The organism is Ruegeria sp. SAZD013 (assembly GCF_059612525.1).
In genome coordinates this window covers 310,846-322,509 of sequence record NZ_JBXWQT010000013.1, presented here as the reverse complement: position 1 = coordinate 322,509, position 11,664 = coordinate 310,846, and the positions used below count along the sequence as shown (strand labels likewise).

Sequence of the window (11,664 nt, the reverse complement as noted above, 5' to 3'; positions counted from 1 at the left end):
CGCATCTTTCGACCCGGCAATACGCTAGGCTTGTCCGGGAATGGGTGTCAGCGATTGGTCTCGATCCGTCCAGCTACCGCACGCATTCGCTTAGGCGCACCAAAGCGGCTTTGATATACAGAAAGACCGGAAACCTACGTGCCGTTCAACTTCTGCTCGGTCACAGCAAAGTGGACAGTACGGTGCGTTACCTTGGCGTCGAGCTTGAAGACGCGCTTAGTATTGCCGAACGTATCGATCTTTAACGATTTAGGCGGGCGGGATCGTCCGCTCGCCACTCCCAAGCAGACATTCGAATCTCCCGTTAATCTTCCGCTTCGAGCCCTTCTAGGACGTTTATGATCTGCGCAGAATCCGTCGTGAAGGGCGGACTGCGGACCTCCGCCGCATGTGCGTCCTGTGAATGCGACAACCGATAGAGCGGACGTTCAGACGAAGATTCTAACACCCGACATTCCGCACCGGGCAAGTCGGCTCCGAGTTCATCAAGTTCGATGCTACGCTCAGTATCGACGAGTAGAATGCCGACCATGTGAAATTCTGACGAGAATTCACGGAAGACGCGTTCACGACCGGAAGCCGCAGTTCATGCGGACTGAAACATTCCGTGGCAATGGCGGGATCTGGACGTGCGCGCCGCAACTAACCGAAGGCGGGTTGACGGACGGTTTCTGACAGTCGCTCGCCTGCGCCACACCACATATCTCAGAACACGAAACGTCCGCGTAAACTGATCAGGGTAATGCCGTCGCCCGAAGGGTCGAGCAGCGGGTTCTTGATGAACTGGATCGACGGGGTCAGTTCCAGACCAGGCGAGAGCGAAAACCGGTAGAACGCTTCTGCCGTGAACTGGGTCCCCTCGATATCTCGGGCGCCGGACCAGTCAAAGCCGACCGCGGCGAGATCGCCATTGGACGCGAAATACCCCAATCCGGTAGAGATGGAACGGTCGTAAAGGGCCGCTGTTCCGCGCGAACGCCCGGCCCGAAAGAACGGGTAAAATCCGTTCTGCAAAATCGCTGACAACGAAACAGTCGCTCCGTAGTCCTCAGCACGGCTGCCATCACTGGCGGCATCCGAATGCCATATCGTGACATGAGCATTGTTGTAGAAGGCTAGACCGACATCCGTCGTGTAGACCAAATCGAGGCTCTTGAAGAGATCTCCATCCACTACAACGTCAAAGTCCGGCGAGGTCGTCGGGTCGGCATTGGCATCTGCCACCGATCCGAAAACAAGGAAGTTGTCACCTAGTTGTGCGGCCCCGGCAACGCCAAGACCCTGACTGGGCGCGGCAATCGTCGGACTGGTGCTGAAGGCCGCATTTTGAAAGGCGGCGTACGGGCTGACGAGACCGTAGGAATCGAGATAGTCGGTGACGTCGATCAAGCCGAAGCGAACCGCCCAACGCTTGTCTTTAGCGGTGTGCGTCCAAAACAGATTGGTAAGAATCGTGCCAGCGTCGCTGAACACGGTGCCGGTCACCGACAGCGCCCCGGATGCTTCTCCGAGACCTTGCGGCGATACGCTTGTGTAGCTGCGGCGGTTCTCGACCTTGAATGTCAGCGACCCGTTGGAGGTTGCCTGCCAAGTGCCGTAAAGCCGTGCCAATCCGCCGACGGCCTTACCCGGTCCAAACGCCGCGTTGGTCGATTGGCCAAGCGAAAGATACTCGAAGTTGAACTTGATTCCCCGCGCTTCGAGCCTGTCCTTCCAGTCGAAATAACCGGGGACCAGGTTGCGTGGGAAATCGAAGCGATAGTTCGGATCGGGCGGCGCGTAGGAGAGCAGTAAATCGGACCGGACCGATGAAGGCCCGCCAAGCACCTCGGCACAGGTATACTCCGCTGCGCCGACGGAGATTAGCAGCGTCAGGCAGAAACGGACGGCACAGCCGCGGCCAGCGATCACCGCTGTCATGCGCGCGCCCCGACCCTGAAAAGCAGACGCAGCGCTCGCCGTGCGTTGTGCCATTTCCGATCCACCTTTCAATCCCCGTCGGTTGCAACCACTCAGAGCGCCTTTAGCGCCAAGATGTCCGCCCACTATAGGTGCCAACGCAAAATCGATCAGACGCCGACATCTGCCCAGATTGTCACACCCCAAAATGTTGTTCGACTTGTTGCTCTATCATAGAGTCTAATCGAGTTGGCGGCGAGGAGAATCTAAGGTGAGAAGCTTTTTTTTATTAATTTCCATAATGTTGGCGGGAACGGCTCAAGCGCAGTCGACATCCGATGTCCTGGTAACCAACGTCTCCGTTTTTGATGGACAGAACCCCGACCTGATCGAAAACGCGAATGTTCTAATAGAGGGCACCACAATCAAAAGCGTCTCGACCGACGAGATCGACCCAGGCGATGCGACGGTGATCGATGGCAAGGGTGGAACCCTGATGCCCGGCATGATCGACAATCACTGGCACGTTAGCTTTGCCGAAATTCCTGTCGATATCCTTGCAGCGGGCGATGTGTCGGAGGTTGCGCTGCGCGGTGCGATTGGGGCTGAGGCCACCGTGATGCGCGGTTTTACCACTGTGAGAGACATGGGCGGCAATCCCTTCGCAATCAAGAAGTTGGTGGATTCAGGCGAGCTTGTGGGCCCGCGAATTTATCCATCGGGCCCGCCGATCAGCCAGACCTCCGGTCATTTTGACTTCCGCAGCAAAAACGCTGTCCCTGCCAATCCGGCTGACCCTCTGGACTACTGGGAACGCAATGCGATCCTGATGACGGCAGACGGCGTGCCCGAGGTTACCAAGCGCGTGCGTGAGGCACTTCGGATGGGTGCCACGCAAATCAAATTGGCGGCAGGTGGCGGCACTTCGTCGAGTTTCGACCCTCTCGATGTGCAGCAGTACACGCTGGAAGAGATAAAAGCGGCCGTCGAGGTGGCCAGCACATGGAACACTTACGTCACGGTTCACGCCTACACGCCCACCGCCGTCAGAACAGCTGTAGAAGCCGGGGTCAAGGTCGTGGAGCACGGCCAGCTTCTGGACGATGAAACCATGGCACTTCTCGCCGAAAAGGACATCTGGCTCTCTCTGCAACCCTTTGTAATTGAGGATGACTCGGAATACGCGGCAAACCCGTTCGTGAAAGCCAAGCAAGAGATAATGGTTCAGGGAACCGCAAAAGCCTATGAATTGGCAAAAAAACACGACCTGAAGGTCGCCTTCGGGACCGATATACTGTTTTCGCCAGGTGGCGGTATCCAGCAGAACAAGATGGTGGCACTTCTTGGGTCGCATTTCGGCTACACGCCCTTTGAGGCGCTTCGGATGGTGACCTATGACAATGCGCAGCTTCTGAAGCTGTCAGGGCCGCGGGACCCATACCCCAAGGAGAAGGGCGTCATTTCCCAAGGTGCCTTAGCCGACCTGATCATCGTTGCCGGCAACCCACTGGATGTTCTAAGCTTGATGGCGGACCCGGACCAGAACTTCGATTTGATCATGAAGGACGGGGTTATCCACAAGAACACGCTCGAGTGAGGCCGTCGGTCGAATGCTCGGCCCATATGCCCATGCGCGCCGTCCATCCCTGATCGGCGCGCATTCTGAGTTCCACCTTTGGCATTGCGCAACGGTATGAGTTGCGGAATTCCTAGTCGGGAGTTGTTGGCTTGCGGGTCGCGATCAGCGGTAATAGACAAATGGGTGCATCACGATTAGCGAGACCCAGACAAGTATTGCCAGCGTGGTGTCAACAAACGCCAGTGCAATGGACAGGATCGCGATCAATGTGCCCCGAATTGAAAGCAAGGTTGTTGCCAGTCCCGGCTCCGGTGCGGGTGCGTCCGGGACGAGGAGGCTGCGGTCGCGCGCATGCATTGCCATCATTGCAATCGACAACCATCCCATTCCGAGCGTGCCCGAGAACAATATTACCGACACCGGGCTATCGCCGTATGCGCTGATCAGCGAGGTGGTCCAGGGCGCGACGGAGATGAACAGGAGCAAGGCCAGATTGAGCAACAGGACCGTGATGTCGGCCAACCGGAGCTGCGCGACGATGTAATGGTGGTGGAGCCAAAGCGCACCGATGGCCAAGAAACTGATCAGCCAGCCGTACAGCTTCGGAAGGTCCGCAAGGATCAGTGTTCCAACAGATTTCTCCGTGCCGGTCGGAAGATCCAGATCCAGGACAAGAAGAGTTATAGCAATCGCAAATACACCGTCAGACAGGGCTGCTAATCGAGCGACGTCGAACTTTTGCATTGGGCGAACTCCTACGAGCACACGCTACTTTGTCAGGCTCGCAGGGTAAACCTTGATGGCGCCTCGTCTCTTGTATTCATGTACCGCGGATTTGTCCGTAGAGTGTGAGTTCGATCATCTCCAGATTTTGCACGCGCTGCGAATGGCCGGTAAGCAGGCTGCGACTGCAGCAACGTTAAGGTGAGGCGAAGGTCGGGATTGGGCCGATTTCGCCCACAAGTTCGGACGTTCTGAGGACTCGGGTACTCAGACTTAGCTGCTTCAAATGACTAGGTTCCTTGGCCGCCCAAACACGTCGCCTAGTGTCTAAAGTCCAATGCTCAGGCGGGTTCTATACTTTGGCCATATCCCATAAACTGATCAACATGGTCAGGTTACGCCAACAAATTTTGAAGTGGAAAACTGAGGCAAGGCGAAGACTGGTTGCAAGTACTGGTGGACCCTTCGAGCAACGAGACAAACGAGCTCTTTCGGAGACTTGCCGAAGATAACCCATTGATGACGATTGCGTTCATCCTCGGGGGGTGTCGGCACGACACCTTGCGGTGGAGCACTGTATCGGCGATCGGGCCGGTTCGCCGCGCCCAAGAACGAAATTGTGAGCGGACTACGAGCTACATGGTTCGGTCGTCATTCCGCCGTCAAAGGCACACGTCAACCGCCAGAAGCCTCTGCAACACATCCATCTGCAATTTTCAGACCCCCAATCTGCGCTAACAAACTGACGATCGCGTCAACGCCCGTTCGGTGGCGTAGGGCCGAAAACACGAAAGGTCGGCCCTTTCGAATTTGCGTGGCGTCGCGCTCCATCACTTCGAGCGACGCGCCGACATGGGGGGCGAGATCTGTTTTGTTGATGATCAGAATGTCCGATTTCGTTATCGCAGGACCGCCCTTGCGCGGAATTTCCTCACCCGCTGCAACGTCGATCACGTAGAGTGTCAGGTCCGCCAGTTCCGGGCTGAATGTGGCCGACAAATTGTCGCCGCCGCTTTCGATCAGAACTATATCCAAGCCGGGGTGACGGGCCTGCATCTCTGCCACGGCGGCCAGATTGATCGAGGCATCCTCGCGGATCGCGGTATGCGGGCAACCGCCGGTTTCGACACCGATAATCCGGTCCCGGGGCAGAATCTGCATCCGCATCAACGCTTCGGCATCCTCTTGCGTATAAATGTCGTTGGTGATGACACCAATCGAAAAGGCCTCGCCCAGGGCCTCTGCCAAAGCGGCAGTCAGGGTCGTTTTACCAGCGCCAACCGGGCCGCCGATACCAACGCGCAGGGGGCCGTTCATACTGCTCATGTTCGGAATATCCTTGAATATTGAGTTTCATGTTTCATCGACAAGATATCGGACAGGAATGCGGTTGAACCCAGTTCATCAAGGCCCGTGTGTTGTGCTGTTTCCGCAATCGAAGTGCAGAGCGGGGTCAGATCACGAATCAGCCGCTGAGCATCGGTCTGTCCCAAAGGGACAAGGCGGGTTGCGCAGGCCACAAGATTGCTCATGAAGGCCTGAAGGAACATCTGCGACACCAGCGGGCGCGGCAGATTCTGCATCCGCGCGGCACGGCCCACCGCGACCGGGTAGGTGAGGCGCCGCAGGTCGAGCCCCCAGATATCTCCGGTCACGGATCCGAAAGCCTGACCCAGAAGGTCGGATTCCATCAGCCGTTCCGACCCGGCGCAAAAGGCGCGGGCGGAGGCATCGATTCGGGCCAACGCGGCCCTGTCATCGGCGTTATACGCGGCCACAAGAAATAGCGCGTCATTCCAGCCCGAGCCATGTTGCAGTATCGTGGCGACCCAGTCGCCTGTCTGGTTTGCGCTGGCGACCCGGCCCAGTTCAATCGCTGCCTCCAGCCCGTGGGAATAGGCGAAGCCCCCAACCGGATAGGCGGGGGACAACCATTGGGTCAGTGTCAGGATGTCAGAGCTAGTGGGCGTGACCATGGGTCCTGCCGTGGCCATAGGCCCCGCCTTCGGGGGTGAAGGGTTCGACGACTTCGCGAATATCGGCACCCAGTTTCATCAGCATGTCGCGAATGACGTGATCGCGCTGGATCAGCAGCCTGTCAGATTCGATTTGGCAGGGTGTGTGCCGGTTGCCGATATGCCAGGCAAGGCGCAGCAGGTGGTCGCCCTTTACCTCCAGCAGCTCTTCGGGGGCCGCGACGATTTCAATCTCACGACCGTCTTCCAATACCAGAACCCCGCCATGATCCAGCGATTTGGTGTTGGAGAGATCAACCAGAAACGCCTCGCCATCATCCGTGGCCAGCATCTTGCGGCGCAGGAAGCGGCCATCATAGTCCAGCGAGACCTGCGCATGAGCGGGTGCATGCGCATGGTCGTGGTAGATACGAGCGGTTTTGATCGCGGTGGTCATCTTGGTGCTCCTTGTATCTCAGAACATAAAGTATCGCTGCGCCATCGGCAGCACCTCGGCAGGTTGGCAGGTCAGCAATTCACCATCGGCGCGGACCTCGTAGGTTTCCGCGTCTACTTCGACATGGGGCGTCGCATCGTTTAGCAGCAAATTGCGTTTGCCAATCTCGCGTGTGTTCCGCACGGCGACTGTTTTCTTGGCCAGGCCTAGAGTTTCACCGATCCCGTCCGCCTGCGCTGCTGCCGAGACAAAGGTAATCGCCGAGTGCTCCACCGACCGCCCATAAGCCCCGAACATCGGACGGCTGTAAACAGGTTGCGGTGTCGGGATCGAGGCATTTGGGTCGCCCATCTGCGCGCAGGCAATTGTACCGCCCAGCAGAACCATCTCGGGTTTCACGCCGAAAAAGGCCGGGTTCCACAGGACAAGATCGGCGCGCTTGCCTACCTCGATGCTGCCGATTTCATGGCTCAGACCGTGGGCAATCGCCGGGTTGATGGTGTACTTGGCGATGTAACGGCGGACCCGCAGGTTGTCGTTTTCACCGGTTTCCTCGGTCAGACGCCCTCGCTGTTTCTTCATCTTGTCGGCGGTTTGCCATGTGCGGATCAGCACCTCTCCGACCCGGCCCATGGCCTGGCTGTCAGACGCGATGATCGAGAACGCACCCATGTCGTGCAGGATATCCTCGGCCGCGATGGTCTCGCACCGGATGCGGCTTTCGGCAAAGGCTACGTCCTCGGGGATGGACTTGTCGAGGTGATGGCAGACCATCAGCATATCCAGATGTTCCTCGACCGTGTTTACAGTGAAAGGTCGCGTCGGGTTGGTCGAGGAGGGAAGAACGTGATTCTCGCCACAAATCTTGATGATGTCAGGGGCATGGCCGCCACCTGCGCCTTCGGTGTGGAAGGCGTGGATGGTGCGTCCTTTCATGGCGGCGACAGTGTTTTCGACGAAACCGGATTCGTTCAGAGTATCGGTGTGGATCATCACCTGTACATCCATCGAATCGGCCACCGACAGGCAGCAGTCGATGGCGGCAGGGGTCGTGCCCCAATCCTCATGCAGTTTCAGAGCGCAGGCCCCGGCATTGACCTGTTCCTCGAGCGCAGCTGGCAATGAGGCGTTGCCCTTGCCCGCAAAGGCGAGGTTCATCGGGAAGGCATCCGCCGCCTGCAACATCCGTCCGATATGCCAGGGGCCGGGGGTGCAGGTGGTGGCCAGCGTGCCATGGGCCGGACCCGTGCCGCCGCCTAACATGGTGGTCAGGCCGGAATGCAGCGCGTCTTCGATCTGCTGAGGGCAAATGAAGTGGATATGGCTGTCGAACCCGCCTGCGGTCAGGATGCGCCCCTCGCCCGCGATGGCTTCGGTGCCGGGGCCGATGATAATGTCGACACCTGGCTGCGTGTCGGGGTTCCCCGCCTTGCCGATCCTGGCGATACGCCCGTCTTTCAGACCGACATCCGCCTTGTAGACACCCGAATGATCCACGATCAGCGCATTGGTGATGACTGTATCCACCGCCCCCTTGTCCCGTGTGACCTGAGACTGCCCCATCCCGTCGCGGATCACTTTCCCGCCGCCGAACTTGACCTCTTCGCCATAGATGGTCAGATCGCGTTCGACCTCGATGATCAGGTCGGTATCGGCCAGCCGCATTTTATCGCCGGTGGTGGGGCCGAACATGGCGGCATAGTCGGAGCGTTTGATTTTTGCTGGCATCACAACGCCCCCATGACCTTTTGATTGAACCCATAGACCTTGCGTGCGCCGCCGATCGGGATCAGCGAAACCTCGCGTTCCTGTCCCGGTTCGAACCGCACGGCGGTGCCGGGGGCGATGTCCAGACGCAGGCCATGGGCGGCAGCGCGGTCGAATTCCAGCGCCGGGTTGGTCTCGGCAAAATGATAGTGCGAGCCGACCTGAATCGGGCGGTCGCCAGTATTGGCGACCATCAGCGTCAACGGCTCGGCGCCCAGGTTGAACGTGATTTCGCCTTCAGCGGGGAAATGCTCGCCGGGGATCATTTGTTTAGCTTCACCATCAAGGCAACAGCAGCCAACGCGACAATCGCGAGGCCCACGGCCAGAGCGGCATAGTCCGTGCCATGCGCGTGGATATGCGTGCCGTTATGCGCGGCGGCGGGGCCAGCCAGGATCAGAACAGGGAAAAGCATGCGGGTCATATCAGTGTTCCTTTTTTTAGCGAATAGGGTTGTGAACGGTCACCAGCTTGGTGCCGTCGGGAAAGGTGGCCTCAACTTGAACCTCGTGAATCATCTCGGGGACGCCTTCCATGCATTGCGCGCGGGTGATCACCTCGGCCCCGGCTTGCATCATATCGGCGACCGACCGCCCGTCGCGTGCGCCTTCAACCACGGCGCTGGTGATAAGGGCAATCGCCTCGGGATGGTTCAGTTTGACACCACGGGCCAGTCGTTTACGGGCAACTTCAGCGGCCATGGCGACCAGCAGTTTGTCTTTTTCACGGGGAGTCAGGTTCATGTCAGATTGTCCAGCATCTTGGAAGCGAGTCGTTGTTCAGTCGCCGAAGCACGGGCATCAGACTTCGGCGCAGGGCATACCCGTTCTTGGCCAGCAGTCGGACGACCAGCAGGTCAGGTTGAAACAGGCTGGCCCCGGCGGTATCGGGCAGCATCTGGCGGATTGCCTTCAGATGCCCTTCGGCCCTGGGCGAGGCAAATGCGACTAAGGCCATCGCGCCCGCGCCATCTGCAATGTGCTGACGGGCCAGATGCGCGCTAAGGTCGCCGGTGAACCGGGTGGCGTCCAGAAACACCATCCTTTCGTTGCGCCGAATCTCGATCCGATCGCTGAGGCGGATATCCGTCAGAGTTTCACCCATCGCGGTACGACCAAAGATCAAAGGTTCAACCATAAGGGCCGAGGCATCCTCGGCCAAATCAATACGCAAGCGCCGGTTTAATGCGCTGCCACTGTACAGGATCGTCTCTTGCGGAAGCCAGTTCAGCCTTGCCTGCGGACCGGCGGTTAAAGTGTTGACGATGCGTGCGGCCTGACCGGGTTGTGCTTTGTATGCCCGCTCACAAGCCTGCGTGGTCACTGTCAGTTCGGTGCCCCGGCCTGCGCGGCCTGAAAACCGGAAATCATCACCGCCAGTAACACCACCAGCCGTGTTCAAAAGCACGGCGTCCAATTGGCTGCCGTGTCCGCGTGGGAAGAGACATTTGAACGAACCCGCCGGCCGCAAGCGATCAATCACACTGCGCCCGTGGAACAGTTTGGCCGACAGCGTAACCCGGCCTTCAGCGCGTGGCGGTCTCGCATGTGACGCTGACGATATGGGCGTGAATTGAGTGATGGCAGCGGCTTTCGCGTCATGAACGTTTGGCGCTTTTTCACCTTTGGGATGTCGAAACTCTATCGACAGGTGCAGATTTTCGACCAAGTCCCGTACCGTAAGTGCAATTTTTAATCACGCATGCAGCATGTAGATCAAAAATCGGGCATATCAGTCCACTTTGCCAGAATGCTATGGGGCCAGATTTGCCTATTTCGCTGCAATGCAGAATCGATGTGGGGCCTGCCGGGCTAACGACCGCCGGGGGTGTGTGACGGCTGCGCGAATTGGACCTCGGACACAACCGCCACACGTAACGCAACATACAGTTGCGGGGATCAGGTAGTAGAAGACAGCGTGTCAACGCAAGGCTTCTGTGCCCGCCCCGCCAGGAGAATTACATGACATCTCTCAAATCCACGCTCTTCGGATCGGTTGTCTTTGCCGCCATGGCAACGGCCGCTCTGTCTGCTGAAGACACGATCAAAGTCGGCGTACTGCACTCGTTGTCAGGCACTATGGCGATTTCGGAAACCACGCTGAAAGACACGATGTTGATGCTGATCGACCAGCAGAACGCCAAAGGCGGCCTGCTGGGCAAGCAGCTTGAGGCAGTTGTGGTTGATCCTGCATCCGACTGGCCGCTGTTTGCGGAAAAAGCGCGTGAGCTACTGACCGTGCATGAGGTGGATGTGATCTTTGGCAATTGGACGTCCGTCAGCCGCAAATCGGTGCTGCCGGTGATTGAGGAACTGAACGGCCTTCTGTTTTATCCGGTGCAGTATGAGGGTGAAGAAAGCTCGAAAAACGTCTTCTATACCGGTGCCGCGCCGAACCAACAAGCGATCCCGGCGACCGACTATTTCCTCGACGAGCTTGGCGTTGAGAAATTCGCGCTGCTTGGCACAGACTATGTCTATCCCCGCACCACCAACAATATCCTCGAAAGCTATCTGAAGCAAAAGGGCATCGCGGACGGTGATATCTTCGTCAACTACACGCCCTTTGGCCATTCCGACTGGTCCAAGATCGTGGCGGATGTGGTTGCGCTGGGTGCGGATGGTAAGAAGGTCGGAGTGATCTCAACCATCAATGGCGACGCCAACATCGGCTTCTACAAGGAACTGGCTGCGGCTGGCGTCTCGGCGGATGACATTCCGGTCGTTGCGTTCTCGGTCGGAGAGGAAGAACTGTCGGGCCTGGATACAACCAACCTTGTGGGCCATCTGGCTGCTTGGAATTACTTTCAGTCGGCGGATACCGACGCCAACACTGAATTTGTTGAAACATGGAAAGCTACCATGGGCGAAGACCGGGTGACCAACGACCCGATGGAGGCACATTACATCGGTTTCAACATGTGGGTTAACGCCGCGACCGAGGCCGGTTCGACCGACGTAGATGCCGTGCGCGCCGCGATGTACGGGCAGGAATTCCCGAACCTGACCGGTGGAACCGCTGTCATGCTGCCGAACCACCATTTGGCCAAGCCGGTTCTGATCGGTGAGATTCAGGAAGACGGCCAGTTCGACATCATCAGCGAAACCGACGTTGTGCCGGGCGACGCCTGGACCGACTTCCTACCGGAATCGGCGGTGCTGGTATCGGATTGGAAAGAGCTGGGCTGCGGTATGTACAACACCGAGACCGAGACCTGCGTTCAGACCCTGTCGAACTACTAACCGACACGCAAGGTGGGTGTGATGCCCGCCTTGCCCCCAAAG

13 protein-coding genes are annotated in these 11,664 nt (G+C 58.2%); 3 read left to right on the top strand and 10 right to left on the bottom strand.

Annotation, left to right across the window (positions count from 1 at the left end; all coding sequences use genetic code 11):
- Positions 1–245: tyrosine-type recombinase/integrase (locus AC2FLU_RS03715; RefSeq protein ID WP_496811870.1), on the top strand; the 245-nt coding region annotated here is incomplete at its 5' end.
- A gap of 460 nt (positions 246–705) precedes the next feature.
- Here the strand turns inward: AC2FLU_RS03715 and AC2FLU_RS03710 are convergent.
- Complete coding sequence (locus tag AC2FLU_RS03710; protein WP_480520385.1) at positions 706–1,920, bottom strand: carbohydrate porin; 1,215 nt, start codon at positions 1,918–1,920, stop codon at positions 706–708.
- A gap of 250 nt (positions 1,921–2,170) precedes the next feature.
- Here AC2FLU_RS03710 and AC2FLU_RS03705 point away from each other — a divergent pair, with 250 nt between their 5' ends.
- The gene (locus AC2FLU_RS03705; protein ID WP_496808275.1) at positions 2,171–3,496 is read left to right on the top strand and encodes a metal-dependent hydrolase family protein; all 1,326 of its coding nucleotides are present in this window, start codon (positions 2,171–2,173) and stop codon (positions 3,494–3,496) included.
- 144 nt (positions 3,497–3,640) lie between these two features.
- Here the strand turns inward: AC2FLU_RS03705 and AC2FLU_RS03700 are convergent, their stop codons facing one another.
- From AC2FLU_RS03700 to AC2FLU_RS03660, 9 genes are all read right to left on the bottom strand, one after another.
- Positions 3,641–4,222, bottom strand: a complete 582-nt coding sequence (locus tag AC2FLU_RS03700; protein WP_480520390.1) for a TMEM175 family protein — start codon at positions 4,220–4,222, stop codon at positions 3,641–3,643.
- 654 nt (positions 4,223–4,876) lie between these two features.
- On the bottom strand, positions 4,877–5,527 hold the full coding sequence (gene ureG, locus AC2FLU_RS03695; protein WP_480520392.1) for an urease accessory protein UreG: 651 nt from the start codon (positions 5,525–5,527) through the stop codon (positions 4,877–4,879).
- Positions 5,524–6,177 carry an urease accessory protein UreF gene (locus AC2FLU_RS03690; protein ID WP_209504916.1) on the bottom strand — a complete coding sequence of 218 codons (654 nt, stop codon included), beginning with the start codon at positions 6,175–6,177 and terminating at the stop codon, positions 5,524–5,526. The genes ureG and AC2FLU_RS03690 overlap by 4 nt, the downstream gene beginning before the upstream one ends.
- The gene (ureE, locus tag AC2FLU_RS03685) at positions 6,161–6,613 is read right to left on the bottom strand and encodes an urease accessory protein UreE (RefSeq protein WP_209504410.1); all 453 of its coding nucleotides are present in this window, start codon (positions 6,611–6,613) and stop codon (positions 6,161–6,163) included. Before ureE ends, AC2FLU_RS03690 begins: the two co-directional genes overlap by 17 nt.
- An 18-nt stretch (positions 6,614–6,631) precedes the next feature.
- Positions 6,632–8,341 carry an urease subunit alpha gene (gene ureC, locus AC2FLU_RS03680; RefSeq protein WP_480520394.1) on the bottom strand — a complete coding sequence of 570 codons (1,710 nt, stop codon included), beginning with the start codon at positions 8,339–8,341 and terminating at the stop codon, positions 6,632–6,634.
- The gene (locus AC2FLU_RS03675; RefSeq protein ID WP_209597619.1) at positions 8,341–8,646 is read right to left on the bottom strand and encodes an urease subunit beta; all 306 of its coding nucleotides are present in this window, start codon (positions 8,644–8,646) and stop codon (positions 8,341–8,343) included. The genes ureC and AC2FLU_RS03675 overlap by 1 nt, the downstream gene beginning before the upstream one ends.
- Positions 8,643–8,804, bottom strand: coding sequence for a peptidase M23 (locus AC2FLU_RS03670; RefSeq protein WP_209504407.1), 162 nt, complete (start codon positions 8,802–8,804; stop codon positions 8,643–8,645). The genes AC2FLU_RS03675 and AC2FLU_RS03670 overlap by 4 nt, the downstream gene beginning before the upstream one ends.
- A gap of 16 nt (positions 8,805–8,820) precedes the next feature.
- Positions 8,821–9,123, bottom strand: a complete 303-nt coding sequence (locus tag AC2FLU_RS03665) for an urease subunit gamma (RefSeq protein WP_209504406.1) — start codon at positions 9,121–9,123, stop codon at positions 8,821–8,823.
- A 1-nt stretch (position 9,124) separates the two neighbouring features.
- Positions 9,125–10,048, bottom strand: a complete 924-nt coding sequence (locus AC2FLU_RS03660) for an urease accessory protein UreD (RefSeq protein WP_480520396.1) — start codon at positions 10,046–10,048, stop codon at positions 9,125–9,127.
- Positions 10,049–10,341: 293 nt separating this feature from the next.
- Here AC2FLU_RS03660 and urtA point away from each other — a divergent pair, with 293 nt between their 5' ends.
- Entirely contained in the window at positions 10,342–11,622 is a 1,281-nt protein-coding gene (urtA, locus tag AC2FLU_RS03655; protein ID WP_209504405.1) for an urea ABC transporter substrate-binding protein, read from the top strand.
- The last annotated feature ends 42 nt before the right edge of the window (positions 11,623–11,664 follow it).

Excerpts from the sequence above, each read along its gene's own strand:
- AC2FLU_RS03710 (WP_480520385.1), bottom strand. The coding sequence starts at position 1,920 with ATGACAGCGGTGATCGCTGGCCGCGGCTGTGCCGTCCGTTTCTGCCTG.
- AC2FLU_RS03700 (WP_480520390.1), bottom strand. The coding sequence starts at position 4,222 with ATGCAAAAGTTCGACGTCGCTCGATTAGCAGCCCTGTCTGACGGTGTA.
- ureG (WP_480520392.1), bottom strand. The coding sequence starts at position 5,527 with ATGAGCAGTATGAACGGCCCCCTGCGCGTTGGTATCGGCGGCCCGGTT.
- AC2FLU_RS03690 (WP_209504916.1), bottom strand. The coding sequence starts at position 6,177 with ATGGTCACGCCCACTAGCTCTGACATCCTGACACTGACCCAATGGTTG.
- ureE (WP_209504410.1), bottom strand. The coding sequence starts at position 6,613 with ATGACCACCGCGATCAAAACCGCTCGTATCTACCACGACCATGCGCAT.
- ureC (WP_480520394.1), bottom strand. The coding sequence starts at position 8,341 with ATGCCAGCAAAAATCAAACGCTCCGACTATGCCGCCATGTTCGGCCCC.
- AC2FLU_RS03675 (WP_209597619.1), bottom strand. The coding sequence starts at position 8,646 with ATGATCCCCGGCGAGCATTTCCCCGCTGAAGGCGAAATCACGTTCAAC.
- AC2FLU_RS03670 (WP_209504407.1), bottom strand. The coding sequence starts at position 8,804 with ATGACCCGCATGCTTTTCCCTGTTCTGATCCTGGCTGGCCCCGCCGCC.
- AC2FLU_RS03665 (WP_209504406.1), bottom strand. The coding sequence starts at position 9,123 with ATGAACCTGACTCCCCGTGAAAAAGACAAACTGCTGGTCGCCATGGCC.
- urtA (WP_209504405.1), top strand. The coding sequence starts at position 10,342 with ATGACATCTCTCAAATCCACGCTCTTCGGATCGGTTGTCTTTGCCGCC.